General features: G+C 66.5%; 12 protein-coding genes. 3 read left to right on the top strand and 9 right to left on the bottom strand.

The genetic code is table 11. The features are described from left to right. Window positions 1-4: 4 nt before the first annotated feature. Complete coding sequence (locus C6P61_RS10710) at window positions 5-1,189, bottom strand: pyridoxal phosphate-dependent aminotransferase (RefSeq protein ID WP_105729927.1); 1,185 nt, start codon at window positions 1,187-1,189, stop codon at window positions 5-7. Window positions 1,190-1,267: 78 nt separating this feature from the next. Here C6P61_RS10710 and C6P61_RS10705 point away from each other — a divergent pair, with 78 nt between their 5' ends. Further along, complete coding sequence (locus C6P61_RS10705; protein ID WP_105729926.1) at window positions 1,268-2,278, top strand: serine/threonine protein kinase; 1,011 nt, start codon at window positions 1,268-1,270, stop codon at window positions 2,276-2,278. A gap of 14 nt (window positions 2,279-2,292) precedes the next feature. Here the strand turns inward: C6P61_RS10705 and C6P61_RS10700 are convergent, their stop codons facing one another. The 4 genes from C6P61_RS10700 to C6P61_RS10685 all read right to left on the bottom strand — a co-directional run bounded on the left by C6P61_RS10700 (window position 2,293) and on the right by C6P61_RS10685 (window position 9,537). Continuing rightward, on the bottom strand, window positions 2,293-3,045 hold the full coding sequence (locus C6P61_RS10700; protein WP_105729925.1) for an MgtC/SapB family protein: 753 nt from the start codon (window positions 3,043-3,045) through the stop codon (window positions 2,293-2,295). 84 nt (window positions 3,046-3,129) lie between these two features. Continuing rightward, window positions 3,130-5,064 (bottom strand): molecular chaperone HtpG, encoded by a 1,935-nt coding sequence (gene htpG, locus C6P61_RS10695; RefSeq protein WP_105729944.1) that lies wholly within the window; start codon window positions 5,062-5,064, stop codon window positions 3,130-3,132. A 217-nt stretch (window positions 5,065-5,281) separates the two neighbouring features. Next, the gene (locus tag C6P61_RS10690; protein ID WP_105729924.1) at window positions 5,282-8,392 is read right to left on the bottom strand and encodes a hypothetical protein; all 3,111 of its coding nucleotides are present in this window, start codon (window positions 8,390-8,392) and stop codon (window positions 5,282-5,284) included. 14 nt (window positions 8,393-8,406) lie between these two features. Then, window positions 8,407-9,537: a pseudouridine synthase gene (locus C6P61_RS10685; protein WP_342352621.1), complete on the bottom strand. Its 1,131-nt coding sequence runs from the start codon at window positions 9,535-9,537 to the stop codon at window positions 8,407-8,409. Between the two features lie 63 nt (window positions 9,538-9,600). Here C6P61_RS10685 and C6P61_RS10680 point away from each other — a divergent pair, with 63 nt between their 5' ends. Beyond that, window positions 9,601-10,578 (top strand): tripartite tricarboxylate transporter substrate-binding protein, encoded by a 978-nt coding sequence (locus tag C6P61_RS10680; RefSeq protein ID WP_105729923.1) that lies wholly within the window; start codon window positions 9,601-9,603, stop codon window positions 10,576-10,578. A 92-nt stretch (window positions 10,579-10,670) separates the two neighbouring features. Here C6P61_RS10680 and C6P61_RS10675 read toward each other — a convergent pair whose 3' ends face one another. From C6P61_RS10675 to C6P61_RS10665, 3 genes are all read right to left on the bottom strand, one after another. Then, entirely contained in the window at window positions 10,671-10,994 is a 324-nt protein-coding gene (locus C6P61_RS10675) for a DUF1840 domain-containing protein (RefSeq protein WP_105729922.1), read from the bottom strand. Window positions 10,995-11,215: 221 nt separating this feature from the next. After that, window positions 11,216-12,682: an ammonium transporter gene (locus tag C6P61_RS10670; protein ID WP_105729942.1), complete on the bottom strand. Its 1,467-nt coding sequence runs from the start codon at window positions 12,680-12,682 to the stop codon at window positions 11,216-11,218. Window positions 12,683-12,710: 28 nt separating this feature from the next. Further along, window positions 12,711-13,049 carry a P-II family nitrogen regulator gene (locus C6P61_RS10665; protein ID WP_105729921.1) on the bottom strand — a complete coding sequence of 113 codons (339 nt, stop codon included), beginning with the start codon at window positions 13,047-13,049 and terminating at the stop codon, window positions 12,711-12,713. 208 nt (window positions 13,050-13,257) lie between these two features. On the opposite strand from C6P61_RS10665, the gene C6P61_RS10660 reads away from it, so the two are divergent. Further along, on the top strand, window positions 13,258-14,805 hold the full coding sequence (locus C6P61_RS10660) for a YifB family Mg chelatase-like AAA ATPase (RefSeq protein WP_105729920.1): 1,548 nt from the start codon (window positions 13,258-13,260) through the stop codon (window positions 14,803-14,805). A 70-nt stretch (window positions 14,806-14,875) separates the two neighbouring features. Here the strand turns inward: C6P61_RS10660 and metH are convergent, their stop codons facing one another. Then, complete coding sequence (gene metH, locus C6P61_RS10655) at window positions 14,876-17,587, bottom strand: methionine synthase (protein ID WP_105729919.1); 2,712 nt, start codon at window positions 17,585-17,587, stop codon at window positions 14,876-14,878. Between the last annotated feature and the right edge of the window lie 101 nt (window positions 17,588-17,688).

Raw genomic sequence — 17,688 nt, 5'->3', positions numbered from 1 at the left:
ACGCTCAGGCCAGCAGCGCGCGCAGGCGCTCGATCGCCTCGCGCAGCTGCGCCATCGAGCTCGCGGTCGAGAAGCGCAGCTGGGTGCCGGGATCGTCGGCACAGAAATCGCGCCCGGGCGTCGCGACCAGATGGGCTCGGTGCATCAGCCGCTCGACCAGCTCGGTGCTGTCGCGCACGCCCAGACGCGCGAACAGCGGGCTGGCGTCGGCCCAGACATAGAAGGCGCCGTCGGGCTGGACCGGAATGCCGAAGCCGAGCTCGCGCAGCGCCGGCAGGAAGAAGTCGCGCCGGGCGGCGAACTCGATGCGCCGGCGCTCGCACTCGGCAATCGATTCAGGCTCGAAGCAGGCCAGCGCCGCATGCTGCGCGATCGTGCTGGCGCAGATGAAGAAGTTCTGCTGCAGGCGCTCGACCGCTGGAATAGCGGACTCGGGCAGCACCATCCAGCCTAGCCGCCAGCCGGTCATGCCAAAGTATTTCGAGAAGCTGTTGAGGCTCACGATGGACTCATCGAGCGCGAGTGCGGTCTGGCCGTAGCGCGGATCGTGGCTGAGCCCGAGGTAGATCTCGTCGATGACCGTGACACCGCCGCGCGCCTTGACGACCGCGTGGATGCGGCGCAGCTCGTCGGGGTCGATCGAGGTGCCGGTCGGGTTCGACGGCGAAGCCAGCAGCACGCCGCGCGTGCGCGGGCCCCAGGCCTGCTCGACCTGCTCCGCGGTGAGCTGGTAGCGCTGCTGCGGTCCTGCCGGCAGCAGCCTGGCGCTGGCGCCGATGGCAGCCAGGATCTGGCGGTTGCAGGGATAGGACGGGTCGGGCATCAGCCACTCGTCACCGATGTCGAGCCAGGCCATGGCGGCGAGCTGCAGCGCGCCGGAAGCGCCAGCGGTGATGACGATGCGCGCGGCATCGACCTGGACGCCGAAGCGCTGTGCGTACCAGTCCGAGAGTCGCTGGCGCAGCGCATCGAGGCCGAGCGCGGGCGTGTACTGCGTCAGGCCGGCTTCGATCGCGGCGCGTGCGGCGGCCTGCACCGGCAGCGGCGCGACGAAGTCCGGCTCGCCGATGTTGAGGTAGATCATCGGCGGCTCGCCGGGCTCGAGCCTGCGCTCGATCTCGGCGGCCTGCTTGGCCACCTGCATGACATGGAAGGGTTCGACGGACTGGGCGCGAGCGGACAGCGGCATGGAAAAACGGGTTCGATAAAGACGAAGGGCCGATTGTGGCAGCGGCAACCGGCGGCAGGCGCAGCGACAATCGCTGCCATGCAAGCCTACGACCTGGAACCAGCCGAACACCCCTACGATGCCCTCACACCCGATGTCGTGCTCGACGCGCTCGACACCGTCGGGCTGCGCGGCGACGGCCGACTGCAAGGCCTGAGCTCCTACGAGAACCGGGTCTACCTGGCGCGGCTCGAAGATGGCAACGCGGTGGTGCTCAAGTTCTACCGCCCCGAACGCTGGAGCGAGGCCCAGATCGAGGAAGAACACGCCTTTGCCGAGGAGCTGGCCGCGGCCGAGGTGCCGATGGTGGCGCCGCTGCGGCTGCTGGGCCGGACCCTGCACCGGCACCACGACTTCCTGTTCAGCGTGAGCCCGGCGCGCGGCGGGCGCCGGCCCGAACTCGACGACCCCGAAGTGCTCGAGTGGATCGGTCGCCTGCTGGCGCGACTGCACCAGGTCGGTGCCGCCAGACCGTTCGAGCGGCGCCCGGCACTGGATGCAACGACTTTCGGCAGCGAGCCGCTGGCCTGGCTGCTTGAACAGGGCGACCTGCCGCCCGAGGCGGCTGGCCGCTGGCGCGAGATGGCACAGGCCGCGCTGACGCTGGCGACCGAGGCCATGACCGCCTGCGCCGCGCCAGGCCGGATCGCCACGCTGCGCCTGCACGGCGACTGCCATCCCGGCAACATCCTCTGGACGCCGGACCAGGGCCCGCATTTCGTCGACCTCGACGACAGCCGCAGCGGCCCGGCGGTGCAGGACCTCTGGATGCTGCTGAGCGGCGACCGGCAACAGCAGCAGCGCCAGCTCGGCGCCCTGCTCGACGGCTACGAGACGATGCGCGAGTTCGACCGGCGCGAACTGGCGTTGATCGAGCCGCTGCGCACGCTGCGCCTGCTGCACTACAGCGCCTGGCTGGCGCGGCGCTGGAGCGATCCGATCTTCCCGATCAACTTCCCCTGGTTCGGCAGCGCGGCCTACTGGCAGGAGCAGGCCGCCATCCTGTGGCAGCAGGTCGAGGCGATGCAGCAACGGCCGCTGGTGGCCTGAACCGGGCGGCTGGCTCAGTTGCGCGCATGCGTCAACTGCAGCCCGTCGACGCCCTCGATCCCGCGCAACAGGCGCGCGAGCGCGAACAGTGACACGGTGGGTGGCCGGGTCTGCAGCGCCACCAGCACGAACTGCCAGCTGACCTGACCATGCTGAAGCGTGATGTGCAACGAGCCCTCGGCCATCGCATAACCCCAGTCATGCATCAGCGCCTTGATCGCGTGATCGTCGGGCTCGTGTCCCGGCAGGAAACCCAGCGTGACGCCTGCGGCCTGCAGCGCCGGCAGGCGGGCCTCGACCCGCACCCCCCACATCATCAGCGAGGCGCACAGCAGCGCCAGCAGGATGGCGGCCGGATAGAAGCCGACGCCGACCAGCACGCCAATCGCTGCCGTGGCCCAGATCGAGGCCGCCGTGGTCAGGCCGCTGATGCTGAGACCGTCGCGCATGATGACGCCAGCCCCGAGAAAACCGATGCCGGTCACGATGCCCTGCACGACCCGGGTCGGATCGATCGGCCCCAGACGGGCGGCATCGGCCAGCCCCCACCAGTAGCCGGGATAACCCGCAAACACCGTCAGCGCGCAGGACGCCATGCAGACGATGCCGTAGGTACGCATGCCGGCGGCCCGGCTGTGGTAGCTGCGCTCGTAGCCGACGATCAGACCCAGCAGCAGCGCACCCGACAGGTTGGCGAACAGCAGCAGGTTGATCTCGACCACCGGCAGTGACCAGTAACCCGCCCAGAGCGCGGAGGCTGAACGCATGGCTTGACCCCAGAAAAAACCGCCGGCCCCGGGAATGGAGCGGCGGTTTCATCTTAGGGCCGAAGCGGCCCTGGCGTCAGGGGATCAGGCCAGCAAGGCGTTAACGCGCTTGACATAGGCCGCCGGGTCTTCCGGCAGGCCGCCCTCGGCCAGCAGCGCCTGGTCGAACAGGATATGCGCCAGGTCGTCGAAATGGGCCGAGCCTTCCAGCTTCTTGACCAGCGCATGCTCGGCGTTGACTTCGAGGATAGGCTTCATGTCCGGCACCGGCTGACCGGCCTGCTTGAGCATGCGCGCGAGCTGGGTGCTCATGCCATGGTCCTCGGCCACCAGGCAGGCCGGGGAATCGACCAGACGGGTCGTGACGCGCACGTCCTGCGCCTTGTCCTTCAGCGCTTCCTTGAGCTTTTCCAGCATCGGCTTGAAGGTTTCGGCGGCCTGCTCGGCGGCCTTCTTCTCTTCCTCGTCCTGCAGTTTGCCCAGGTCGACGCCACCCTTGGCGACCGACTGCAGCGGCGTGCCGTCGAACTGATTCAGGAAGGACAGCGCCCATTCGTCGACGCGGTCGCTCATCAGCAGCACCTCGATGCCCTTCTTCTTGAACACCTCGAGCTGCGGGCTGTTCTTGGCGGCGGCCAGGGTGTCGGCGGTGATGTAGTAGATCGCCTCCTGGCCTTCCTTCATGCGCGCCTTGTAGTCGGCGAAGCTGACTGCCACCGCGTCGTTCTGGGTCGAGGCGAAGCGCAGCAGCTTGGCGAGCTTGTCCTGGTTGGCGAAGTCCTCGCCCAGGCCTTCCTTCAGCACGGCGCCGAACTCGGCATAGAACTTCGAGTACTGGCCGGCGTCCTGCTCGGCCTGCTGCTTCTCGTCATCGGACAGCGCGTCCCAGTCCGCGCCGGTCGGCAGCACATCCTTGCGGGCCAGGTCTTCCAGCATCGCCAGCACGCGGCGCGTGTTGCCCTCGCGGATCGCCTTGACGTCACGGCTCTCCTGCAGCAGCTCGCGGCTGACGTTGAGCGGCAGGTCGGCCGAGTCGATCACGCCCTTGACCCAGCGCAGGTAGGTCGGCATCAGCGCCTCGGCCTCGTCCATGATGAAGACGCGCTTGACGTAGAGCTTGACGCCGGCCTTCTTGTCGCGGTTCCACAGGTCCATCGGCGCCTTGGCCGGCACGTAGAGCAGCTGGGTGTACTCGGTGCTGCCCTCGACGCGGTTGTGGCTCCAGGACAGCGGGGCTTCCTGGTCGTAGCTGATCGCCTGGTAGAAATCGGCGTACTGCTCGGGCGTGATGTCCTTCTTGGAACGGGTCCAGAGCGCGCTGGCCGAGTTGACGGCTTCCCACTCGTCCTGCAGCACCGACTCGCCCTTCTCGGCGTCCCACTCTTCCTTGCGCATCAGGATCGGCAGGCTGATGTGGTCGGAATACTTCGAGATGATGGTCTTGAGCTTCCAGCGGTTCAGGTACTCGGTCGCTTCGTCGCGCAGGTGCAGGATCACGCTGGTGCCGCGGGCGGCGCGCGTGATGGTCTCGGTCTCGAAGTCGCCGCTGCCGCCGCTGATCCAGCGCACGCCGTCCTCGGCTTTCAGACCGGCGCGGCGCGACTCGACCGTGATCTTGTCGGCGACGATGAAGCCCGAGTAGAAGCCGACGCCGAACTGGCCGATCAGCTGCGCGTCCCGCTTCTGGTCGCCCGACAGGCGGCCCATGAAGTCCTTGGTGCCGCTCTTGGCGATGGTGCCGAGGTGCGCGATGGCCTCGGACTCGCTCATGCCGATGCCGTTGTCGGTGATGGTCAGCGTCTTGGCCTCGGCGTCGAAGCTCACCCGTACTTCGAGGTTCGGGGCGTCCTCGTACAGCGTGGCGTCATCGAGTGCCTCGAAGCGCAGCTTGTCGCAGGCGTCCGAGGCGTTGGAGACCAGCTCGCGCAGGAAGATTTCCTGGTTCGAGTACAGCGAGTGGGTGACGAGATGCAGCAACTGGGCCACTTCGGCCTGGAAAGCGTGGGTATGTTTGCTCATGGTCTGGGCAGTAAAACTCGAGGTGGAATTCGGGTGCAGGCCGATCAGCCCCGCAGGCAGGAAGCGCGGGTGATTGACGACCACCAGATGCCAAATGGCGACAACGATACCGATTTCAAGTGCCGGGGCGGTCACCTGACGGCCGAGGAGAAGGTGGCATCAGTTGAGCCCCAGTCCTCGCCAGGGCCGTGCCGGGCGACGACTGGGGCTCGCGCCCTCAGCGCACCGTGAATCTGGTCAGGCCAAAGCCGCCGTTCTCGACCTTGGTCTTGATCCGCAAGGTACTGAAGCCCTGGGACAGGTTGATCGCGATCGGCGAGTTGTCGAGCTGAACACCAAACCCGCCGGCACGCAGCTCGAAGGCAGGCGCCACAGTCTTCGAGTTCACCATCACGTCGATCAGGTTGCCGCTGCGACCGGCTTCGGCCGTGATGACCAGCCCGTAGCTGCCGGCCTGGGGGGCGTAGATCAGGTAATCGACCGAGCTCTCAGGGTGGAGATACCTGACCTGGTCCTTGGATCGCTCGGTATAGGGCTCGAAGTTTTCCACATAGGCCAGTGCCTCGAAGCTGCCCGGCACCTGGTTGCGGGCCTTGACCGGCGGCAGCAGGCCGTTGCGAGTCTGGTCGATGCACTGGGTCTTGGGCGTGTCGGTCAGCGCGAGGTCAGTGGTCAGCCCCCAGGTGCCGTACTGCGTATCCCAGTTGCTGGCCCCGGCGGTGTACCACATCAGCATCTGACCACCTCCCGCATACCAGGTGCTCAGGTAGCGCTTGCAGAGGTCAAGCATGCGGGGATCGAAGCTGGCGGCTTTCTTCGCCGCGATGCTGCCCGGGCCGAAGGTATCGGCTCCCGCCTCGTAGGCGAAGAAAGGCAAGCCGTACCAGCTGGCGAAAGCGACGTTCTTCTCGAAATAGGCCTGCTTCGGCAACGCGGTCACCGAGTCGTCCAGGGCTTGCAGCACGGCGTCAGCGCTCAGGCCATCGACCTGCTGCAGACTGCCCAGGTTGAAATAGGGCGCACCGGCAAAGGCATAGAAATAGCGCGACGAAGGACCGTAGACGGCGTCGATGAAGGCCAGGCCGAGTTGGGCCACATAGGTCTGCACCACCTGGCTGGCGAACACCGGGCGCACCGTGGTCATCATCGCGGCATCGCCGTAGACGCTGCGGAAGATGTCGCTGATTTCCTTGCCGCGCTTGGCGATGCGCCGGTAGCCGATGACATCGACATGGGTCTTGCCGTCGTAGGCCAGCACCGATTTCGGGTTGTCGTAGAGCTCCTGGGTCGCGAGGTCGCGGTTGGTCCCGAACTGCTTGAACTGCGAATTCCAGAGTTCGTTGCTGTACTCGACGTAGATCTTGCTGCTGCCGTTCAGCGTCGATTTCAGCAGCCTGGCCAGCTGCAGCACATAGTCGTCATCGGCAGCCACCGGGATGTTGATCCAGATGTCCTTTTGCGTCTGGTTCGCGAGCGCGATCACATGCTCCCAAGGCACACCGGCAGCAGACATGTAGTGGCGGTTGAGTGGCGCGCGCGTGGCCCAGCTGGTGCTGAGATTGTTGTTGGTGCGCAGCCACTCCATGAAGCGCAGCACCTTGAAGCGCGCGATATGGTCGATGAACTCGTTCGTGAACAGCGGCGGGTTGAGGGCGTCGTAGCCTGGACGCACCACCTTCAGGTCCTTGATGCCAGTGCCCTTGGCGCTGGCAGCGCTGGGCTGGGTGTTCTTGAAGACCAACACCATATTGGTGGCGTCGGGATTGATGGCATTTGGGCCGCGCACCACGTCGAACGTGCTGCGGTTGAGCATCATGTCGTAGCGCAGGTTCTCGATTCTGGTGTTGTACGACCCGTTCTGACTGACGTCAGCCTTGCCGGTGAATGAGGCCTTGTAGGTGCCCTCCAGGCCGGGGACGGTCATCAGGAAGAGGCCGAAATCGCCTGTCGGCCAGCCGTCGCTGCCCACAGGCACGACATCGGTCGCTCCACCCCAGGGGTGATCGGTCGGACCGAAGGCACGCGCCTGCTTGACCAGATCGACGTAGACCGGTGTGTAGGCATAGTCGTTGATGTTCGGCAGGTTGGCGCCCAGGTAATCCGCGGGTACCGGCATGGAGGCCTGTGCCGCAACCGAAACCCGGTACTGCAACAGTCGCATGGCAGGCGTCTGCCCAGTGCATTGGGCGGCGACGGCGGCGCTGCGCTGAATGTATTCGGTGTGGGCGCCGGGCTCCGCAGGCGTGATGCCGAGCGTGAACTGGTCGCCCTTGACCGCCAGCACGGCGCCATCCTGCTGGACGCCGTTCTTGTACAGCAAGCCGCCGCTGACCGAGAAACACTGGCCGGCGTCATCGGCTCCGGCCACCCAGGCCGGCGACAGGCTTTCCTGGCCGAGCAGGACGTTGTCTCTGCTGTATTTGTAGCGGTCCAGCACCTGGTCGCTACCGCCCGAGCTGTCGACCCATTGCGCGAGGTCGGTCCGGCTGTACAGCTGCTTGCCGTAGAACTGGTTCAGGTTGGTCGCGACCTGGCTGAAGTTGACCGCCAACGCGGCCTGCTGCAACTGCTCGGTCACACTGCGGCCGAGCTTGATCGAGTTGTTGAGCTGGCCGTCGTCAGCGAGATCGGCGCCGAGCTCGCCCAGGAAGGCCGTGACGCCACCCTCGCTCTTTCGCAGGTTGCCGACATGGGACACCAGGCCGGAGATCGCCGCCAGCGCCTGGTCGGCCTGGCGCGCCTGGCTCAGGTCCAGCTCCATGAAGTTGCCCGGTGCGCTCGAGCTGCCCGACAGCAGTTCGGCGCCATTCGCAATGCCCAGGGCATTGAGCAGCTCGCGCTGCGCCTGGGCGCGCGCGGCGTTGAATGCCATCACGGGCCGGCCCGTGACCAGCTTGCGGATGCGCTCGGTCGTGACATCGCTGAGCACGTTGACGTTGACGGTCCGGTCGGCCCCGACCGAGAGATTGCTGAGCCCGCGCAGCGCCACCCACTGTTCGCTCTTGCCGGTGACCTCGTTGAAGTAATAGCCCTGGGCGGTCGTCTCGAGATAAGGACTGGTGAACTTGCTGGTCGGAAAGAAGGTGCCGTGATCGTCCCTCGTTTCGTAGGTGTAGCTCTTGCCATTGGGCGCCAGCGTGTTGACGGCGAGCTCGTTGAGCGTGACCACCGAGCCGCGGGCCAGCGGCCCTTTCTGTGCCAGGCCGCTGTCGACCAGATAACCGTCAGCAGTCTGCTGGACCTGCCCATCGCCACCACCGCCACAGCCCGCGAGCACGGCGGCAAGCGTCACCGCGAGCCCCATCTTCTGCTTCTTGCTTATCTGCATGCCAACCCTTTGATTTAGAAACGCTCGTTCTCACCGAGAAAACGCCACTGCCCCAGCGGCAGGTTGCCCAGCAAGACGCGGCCGATGCGGATCCGCTTCAGGCCCACCACATGCAGCCCGACCTGCTCGCACATGCGGCGGATCTGGCGCTTCTTGCCCTCCTTGAGCACGAAGCGCAATTGGTCCTCATTTTGCCACTCAACCTGTGCCGGCCGCAAGGGCTGATCGTCCAGGCTCAGTCCGTGGCGCAACAGCGCCAGCCGCTCGGGCGGAAACACCGCCTGTGGATTCTGCACCACGACCCCGGCGCCCTTGGGGCCGTTGGGCGCCCAGTGCACGCGCACCAGGTATTCCTTCTCGATCTCGGAGTCCTCGCCGATCAGCGTCTTGGCCACGCGACCGTCCTGGGTCAGGATCAGCAGTCCGGTCGAATCGATGTCGAGCCGGCCGGCCGGTGCCAGCCCGCGTGTGTGGCCGGCCTCGAAGCGGCGCGGCGTGCGGTCTTCCTGCCAGCGCGTGCGCGGCTGCACCAGCACGGCGGCGCTCTGGTGGCCGTCCTCGGGCAGGCCGCTGACATAGCCGATCGGCTTGTGCAGCAGGATGGTGACGCGCGCGCCCTGCTGGGCCGTGGCCTGCGGCGCGACCTCGATCTGATCGAGCGCCGTGACCTGCTGGCCCATCTGCGCGGTCTTGCCGTTGACCAGCACCCAGCCGCGCTCGATCCACTCGTCGCCCTCGCGGCGCGAGCACAGGCCCAGATCGGACAGGCGCTTGTTCAGGCGCACCGGCTCGCTGTCGGACAGCAAGCCCGAGCGCCGGGGCACGGCGGGCCGCTGCGACGCCGGCTGCGCACGCGCCGGCGCTGGCTGGGGACGGGGCGACAGCGGCTTCTGGGCGGGCGAGCGGGACGGCGCCGGGCGACCGGCAGCGGCCGTATCGCGCCAGTCGCGGGCAGCGGGGCGGGCGGCCTGGGTCGGCGCGGGGGTCGGTTTCTTGGGCAGGGACAGGGTCTTGGACATGGACGGCTCGCTGGTGCGTGAGGCTGAAATGTAGCAAGACCCGGCGCTTTCAGGCACGAACTCGTCGATCGGCAGCACATTGCGGGCTGCGACGGCGAGATTGGGCAGCAAGACATTCAGGTTCACGGGTGCTTTCCAGTCATCGGGACTTTTGCTCTACCATTGCCGGAGAACTAACTAGGAGATGACATGAAACGTCTGACCATACTCGCCCTTTCAATGCTGGCCGGCCTGGCCCAGGCCCAGAGCTTCCCGAGCAAGAACATCAGCATCGTCGTGCCCTTCGCGGCTGGCGGCCCGACCGACCGCGTCGCGCGCGACCTGGCCGAAGCCTTGCGCAAGCCGCTGGGCGCCACCATCGTGATCGAGAACGCGGCCGGTGCCGGCAGCACGATCGGCACCGCCAAGGTCGCGCGGGCCGCGGCTGATGGACACACCCTGCTGCTGACGCATATCGGCATGGCATCGGCACCGGGTCTGTACCGCAAGCTGGCCTACAAGCCGCTGGAGGACTTCGAGTACCTGGGCATCATCAACGACGTGCCGATGACGCTGATCGGCAAGCCGCAGCTGCCGGCGACCACCTACCGCGACTTCGAGAACTACATCCGGACCAACTCCGGCAAGCTCAACCTCGCGCATGCCGGCCTGGGATCGGCTTCGCACCTGTGCGGCCTGATGTGGCAGCACGCGATCAAGCTCAACACCGCGATGACCACCGTCCCGTTCGGCGGCACGGCGCCCGCCATGACGGCGCTGATGGGCGGCCAGGTCGACGTGATGTGCGATCAGACCACCAACACCACCAGCCAGATCGAGGCCGGCCGGGTCAAGGCCTTCGCGGTCACGACCGCCAAGCCGCTGAGCGGCCACAAGCTGCTGAAAGACTATCCGACGCTGGCCGAGATGGGGCTGAAGAACTTCAACCTGACGATCTGGCACGGTCTCTATGCGCCCAAGGGCACGCCAGCGGCCGTCACCAAGAAGATCAACGACGCACTGAAGGTGGCGCTCAAGGACCCCGAGTTCATCAAGCGCCAGGAAGCGCTGGGCGCCATCGTCGCGACCGACAAGCGGATCGAGCCGGCCGAGCACAAGGCCTTCGTTGCCGACCAGATCACCAAGCTCAAGACCGTGATCGACGCTGCCGGCCAGTACGCCGACTGATCAGACAGGCTTTGCTGAACGGAGCCCGCGCGGCTCCGACCAAGAACCAGCCCCGGCCTGTGCCGGGGTTTTTTCATGACCATCGACCGGGCTCAGACGCCCCAGATGATCTCGGTATGCTCGCGCAAGCTGTGCTGCAGCAGGTCGATGAAGGGCGCAACACGCACGCGCAGGGTGATGCGGTCCGGATCGGGCGTGTCCTCTTCGCGCGCGAGCGCCTCCTGGATCTCGCGCTGCAGCTCGGCTTCTTCCTCGAACACCGCATCCTGCAGGGTCTTGATCGCCGCCGGGATCTGCTCCGGCAGGATGATGCCCGGACCTGCGGGGTCCTTGCCCAGGATCTCGAGCAACTGCTTGCCGTTGGGCTGCAGCATCACGACATCGCCACTGGCCTTGGACTTGAAACGGTACAGCATGATCGCCTCTCCTTTTTTCGTTGCTATTGAGCTTGCCTGAGTCCATTGTGGCACTGTTGCCCCGCGCTGGGAAACGCTGGCAGGACCCGCAAACGCAGGGAGAACAAAGGTCCGAAAAACAAGCCGGCTTGGCTGATAGACGAAAAAAAACGGCCCGCCAGCCTGGGCTGGACGGGCCGTCCGGTCATGCCGGGTGGGCTCTTTGTATCGCTAGCTGGCGATCAGCGGTTGTAGGCGGTTTCGCCGTGGCTGCTGATGTCCAGGCCTTCGCGTTCGGACTCTTCGCTGACGCGCAGACCGACCAGCAGATCGACCACCTTGAAGGCGACCACCGAGACCACGCCCGACCAGAGAATGGTCAGCAGCACGGCCTTGGCCTGGATCCAGACCTGGGCAGCGATCGAGTAGTCGGCAGCGGTCACCATGGTCGCGGTGGACCAGTCGGCGACGAAGCCGGGGCCACCGAGGTCCGGGCTGTTGAAGACGCCGGTCAGCAGGGCACCCAGGATGCCGCAGACGCCGTGCACGCCGAACACGTCGAGCGAGTCGTCCGCGCCGAGCAGCTTCTTGAGGCCGTTGACGCCCCACAGGCCGGCAAAGCCGGACAGCAGGCCGATCACCAGCGCGCCACCGATGCCGACGTTGCCGGCAGCCGGGGTGATGGCCACCAGGCCGGCGACGGCACCGGAAGCGGCACCCAGCATCGAGGCCTTGCCACGCAGCAGGGCTTCACCCAGCGCCCAGGACAGCACGGCGGCGGCGGTGGCAGCGAAGGTGTTGATGAAGGCCAGGCCGGCAAAGCCGTTGGCTTCCAGTGCCGAGCCGGCGTTGAAGCCGAACCAGCCCACCCACAGCAGCGAGGCGCCGACCATGGTCAGGGTCAGGCTGTGCGGAGCCATCGACTCACGACCGTAGCCGATGCGCTTGCCGACCATGTAGGAGCCGACCAGGCCCGCGACAGCGGCGTTGATGTGCACCACGGTGCCGCCCGCGAAGTCGAGCGCACCCCACTGCCAGATCAGGCCGGCCTTGCTGGTCATCTCGTCAATCACTTCCTTGCTGCTGTAGGCGTCCGGGCCCATCCAGAACCAGACCATGTGCGCGACCGGCAGGTAGCTGAAGGTGAACCAGATCGCGGTGAACAGCAGCACGGCCGAGAACTTCATGCGCTCGGCGAAGGCGCCCACGATCAGCGCGCAGGTGATGCCGGCGAAAGTGGCCTGGAAGGCGGCGAACACGATCTCGGGGATCACGACGCCCTTGCTGAAGGTCGCAGCGTTGGCGAAGGTGCCAGCGGCGTTGTCCCAGATGCCCTTCATGAACAGACGGTCGAGGCCGCCGATGAAGCTGCTGCCCTCGGTGAAGGCCAGGCTGTAGCCGTAGATGAACCACAGCACGACTGCGAGCGAGAACACCACCATGACCTGCATCAGGATGCTCAGCATGTTCTTGCTGCGCACCAGGCCGCCGTAGAACAGGGCCAGGCCAGGCACGGTCATCAGGATCACCAGCAAGGTGGAGACCATCATCCAGGCGGTATCACCCTTGTTGGGCACCGGCACTTCCGCCACAGCGGCTGCGACGACTTCTGTCACCTGGGCAACGGCCGCACTGGCCGCACCGCCATCCTGCGCCAGGGCGGCGGTCGCCCCCAGCGCCAAACCTAGACTCAATAGCAACTTTTTCATGTCCATGATCTCCTGATGGAATAAAGATTCAGAGTGCCTCGGAGCCGGTCTCGCCGGTGCGGATGCGCACGACCTGCTCGATCGGGAAGACGAAGATCTTGCCGTCACCAATCTTGCCGGTGCGGGCAGCGCTCTCGATCGCCTCGATCACCTGTTCGACCAGCGCGTCGGTGACGGCCGCCTCGACCTTGACCTTGGGCAGGAAATCGACGACATACTCGGCGCCGCGATAGAGCTCGGTGTGGCCCTTCTGGCGCCCGAAGCCCTTGACTTCGGTCACGGTGATGCCCTGCACGCCGATCTGGGACAGCGCCTCGCGCACCTCGTCGAGCTTGAAGGGTTTGATGATGGCAGAAACCAGTTTCATGATCGGTCTTCCTGTTGGCGTTGATGCAATGCCCAAGCTATGCAGGGAACGTGCCAGCCTGGCCTGCCGCCAGTACAGCCGGTAAAAAATGCCCCGTCGGGCCTGCTGCCAGCTAAGATGAAACCATTGTCGCGTTGATTTCACCAATTTGGTGCACTCCGAGATCTTGCAACATAGGCAAGCCCGCGCAAACAGGGAGGAAGCCGAGATGAGTCTTGCTTTGGTGCAAAGCCGCACCCTGTTGGGGCTGCAGGCGCGGCCGGTGCAGGTCGAGGTGCATCTGGCCAACGGCCTGCCCAGCTTCACGCTGGTCGGACTGGCCGACACCGAAGTCAAGGAAGCGCGCGAGCGGGTGCGCTCGGCAATCCAGAACGCCGGGCTCGAGTTTCCGGGCAACAAGCGCATCACGGTCAACCTGGCGCCGGCCGACCTGCCCAAGGACTCGGGCCGCTTCGACCTGCCGATCGCGCTCGGCATCCTGGCCGCCAGCGGACAGATCGATGCCAGCCGGCTGGCCGGACATGAGTTCGCGGGTGAACTCTCGCTGGGCGGCGAGTTGCGCGCCATCCGCGGTGCACTGGCGATGGGACTGGCGCTGCGCCAGGCTGGTGCGGGTGCCGCCACCCGGCTGGTGCTGCCGCCCGACAGCGCCGAGGAAGCGGCCTTGGCCAGGGGCGCCCAGGTCTGGCGCGCACGCCATCTGCTCGATGTCGCGCGCCAGTTCGCACCGGCCGGCAGCGCACTGGCCGAAGCCGCCGCCGATGACGCGGGCTGGCACCGGGTCGAGGCCAAGACCCTGCAGCCCGCCGCTGCCGGACCCGACCTGGCCGATGTCCGGGGCCAGGCGGCGGCGCGACGCGCGCTCGAGATCGCCGCGGCTGGCGGCCACAGTCTGCTGCTGGTCGGCGCGCCCGGCTCGGGCAAGTCGATGCTGGCGCAACGCCTGGCCGGCCTGCTGCCACCACTGAGCGACGAACAGGCGCTGGAAACCGCCGCGGTGGCCTCGCTGGCGGGGCGCTTCGTCTTCGAGCACTGGGGATCGCGCCCGACCTGCGCGCCGCACCACAGCGCCAGCGCGGTCGCCCTGGTCGGTGGCGGCTCGCCGCCGCGCCCGGGCGAGATCTCGCTCGCACACCATGGCATCCTGTTCCTCGATGAGCTACCGGAATTCCCGCGCAACGCGCTCGAGGCCTTGCGCGAGCCGCTCGAGTCGGGCCTGATCCGGATCTCGCGCGCGGCGCGCCAGACCGAATTTCCGGCCCGCTTCCAGCTCGTCGCGGCCATGAACCCCTGCCCCTGCGGCTACCTGGGCTCGAGCGTGAGGGCCTGCCGCTGCACGCCGGATCAGGTCGCACGCTACCAGGGCAAGCTCAGTGGCCCGCTGCTCGATCGCATCGACCTGCAGGTCGAGGTACCCGCCCTGCCGGCACAGGATCTTCTCGGCGCTGCGCCTGGGGAAGCGAGCGCCCAGGTACGCGTTCGTGTGCTGGCCGCACGCGATCGCGCCGAACGCCGCCAGGGCCAGACCAACCAGCAGCTCGAAGGCAGCGCACTGGCGCAACATGCCGGACTCGATGACGCTGCGACCCAGTTCCTGCAGAAGGCGGCCAGCCGGCTCGGTTGGTCGGGCCGCGCGACCCACCGGGCGCTGCGCGTCGCGCGCACCATCGCCGACCTGGCCGGCTCGGAGCGGATCGAGGTCGCGCATCTGGCCGAGGCGATGCAGTACCGCCGCGGGCTGATCGGCAACGGCTGAAACGCCGACGGCCGGAGCAAGCCGGCCGTCTGGTCACAGTCAGTGGCGGGATAGCCCCGCCGATAACGACTTACAAGTTAGGCGCCAGCAGCCGCTCGAGCTCGGCTTCGCTCATGCCGCGGCGCTGTGCCATGTCCTGCAGCTGGTCACGGCCGATCTTGCCGACGTTGAAGTAACAGCTGTCGGGATGCGCGAGATAGAAGCCGCTGACGCTGGCCGCCGGCGTCATCGCCAGGCTGTCGGTCAGGCCCATGCCAATGTCCTCGCAATGCAGCAGTTCGAACATCGCGCGCTTGACCGAATGGTCCGGGCAGGCCGGGTAGCCGGGCGCCGGGCGTATGCCCTGGTACTGCTCGGCGATCAGCTGCTCGCGGCTCAGCGCCTCGTGCGACGCATAACCCCAGAGGTCGGTACGCACGCGCTGGTGCAGGCATTCGGCAAAGGCCTCGGCCAGGCGGTCGGCCAGCGCCTTGAGCATGATCGCGCTGTAGTCGTCCTGCACCGCCTCGAAGGCTTCGGCCCGCTTGTCGGCCCCGATGCCGGCCGTGACCGCAAACAGGCCGACGTAATCGGCCACGCCGCTGCCCTGGGGCGCGACGAAGTCGGACAGGCAGCGGCTAGGGCGCATCACCGGTTTGCCATCCGGACCGTCGATTTCCTGCTTCTCGGTCTGCTGGCGCATTCCATGCCAGGTCAGCGCGACCTGGGTACGGCTGTCGTCGGCATAGAGCTCGATGTCGTCGCCGACGCTGTTGGCCGGATACAGTCCCAGCACCGCGTTCGCCGTCAGCCAGCGGCCTTCGACGATCTTCTTCAGCATGGCCTGGGCGTCGGCGAAGACGCGCTTGGCCTGCTCGCCGACGATCTCGTCGTCCAGGATGGCGGGATAAGGCCCGGCCAGATCCCAGGTCTGGAAGAACGGCGCCCAGTCGATGTAGTTAGCCAGTTCGGCCAGGTCGAAGTTCTTGAACAGGCGCCGGCCGGTGAACTTGGGCGCCACCGGTGCGTAGTTGTCCCAGTCGATCGGCGCCTTGTTGGCGCGCGCCTTGGCCAGCGGCCAGAGCGGGGTCTGCTTCTTGTTGGCGTGCTGCTGGCGCACCTGGTCGTAGTCGGCGGCGAGTTCGGTCAGATAGGCGTCCTTGCCGTCACCGAGCAAGCCCTGCGCCACCGCGACGCTGCGCGAGGCATCGGGCACATAGACCACCGGGCCGCTGTAATGCGGCGCGATCTTGACCGCGGTGTGCACGCGCGAGCAGGTCGCGCCGCCAATCAGCAGCGGGATGCCGCGCTCGCGGAAATACGGGTCCTTCTCCATCTCGGCGGCGACATACTGCATTTCCTCGAGGCTGGGCGTGATCAGTCCCGACAGACCGACGATGTCGGCATTGACTTCCTTGGCCTTGGCCAGGATCTCGTGGCAGGGCACCATCACGCCCATGTTGACGACATCGAAGTTGTTGCACTGCAGGACGACGGTCACGATGTTCTTGCCGATGTCGTGCACGTCGCCCTTGACGGTCGCGATCACGATCTTGCCCTTGGACTTGACGTCGCCACCGGCGGCCTGCAGGCGCAGCTTTTCTTCCTCGATATAGGGCACGAGGTGCGCCACCGCCTGCTTCATGACGCGGGCCGACTTGACCACCTGGGGCAGGAACATCTTGCCCTGACCGAACAGGTCGCCGACCACGTTCATGCCGTCCATCAGCGGACCTTCGATCACATGCAGCGGCCGGCCACCGTCGGCCTTCAAGGCCTGCCACATCTCCTCGGTGTCCTCGGTGATGAACTCGTTCTGGCCATGCACCAGCGCATGCTTGAGGCGATCGCGCACCGGCAGCGCGCGCCAGGCGTACTTGGCGCTGTCGTCCTTGGCCGCACCCTTGACGCTCTCGGCGATCTCGAGCAGGCGCTCGGTCGAGTCCGGACGGCGATTCAGCACCACGTCCTCGACCCGTTCGCGCAGCTCGGCATCGAGCTCGTCGTAGACGCCGACCATGCCGGCGTTGACGATGCCCATGTCCATGCCGGCTGAAATGGCGTGGTACAGGAACACGGTGTGGATCGCCTCGCGCACCGGCTCGTTGCCGCGGAAGCTGAAACTCACGTTGGACACGCCGCCCGAGACCTTTGCACCGGGCAGGTTCTGCTTGATCCAGCGCGTGGCGTTGATGAAGTCGACCGCGTAGTTGTCATGCTCCTCGATGCCGGTGGCGATCGCGAAGATGTTGGGGTCGAAGATGATGTCCTCGGGCGGGAAACCGACCTCGTCGACCAACAGCCGATAGGCCCGCTCGCAGATCTCGATCTTGCGCTGATAGGTATCGGCCTGGCCTTTCTCGTCGAAGGCCATCACGACGGTGGCGGCGCCATAGCGCTGGATCAGCTTGGCCTGGCGCTTGAACTCCGCCACGCCCTCCTTCATGCTGATCGAGTTGACCACACCCTTGCCCTGCACGCAGCGCAGGCCGGCCTCGATCACGCTCCACTTGGAGCTGTCGATCATGACCGGCACGCGCGCAATGTCGGGCTCGCTCGCCATCAGGTTGAGGAAGCGCACCATCGCCGCCTGGCTGTCGAGCATGGCCTCGTCCATGTTGACGTCGACGATCTGGGCACCGTTCTCGACCTGCTGGCGCGCCACGACCAGCGCTTCCTCGTACTGGCCGTTGAGGATCATGCGCGCGAACGCCTTCGATCCGGTGACGTTGGTGCGCTCGCCGATGTTGACGAACAGGCTGCCCTCGCCGATCACGAGCGGCTCGAGGCCGGACAGCAGCATGGGCGGGACAGGAGGAGCAACCGCAGCGGCGGCCAGCGTGAATGGGTTCATGATGTGGGGCGCAACACCGACCTGGGCGACGAAAGCCAGCAGGTCAGCGC

This window comes from Malikia spinosa, assembly GCF_002980625.1.
GTDB classification, from domain to species: Bacteria; Pseudomonadota; Gammaproteobacteria; order Burkholderiales; family Burkholderiaceae_C; genus Malikia; species Malikia spinosa.
The sequence above is the reverse complement of the archived record's forward strand: the minus strand, read 5'-3'. Positions and strand labels throughout refer to the sequence as shown.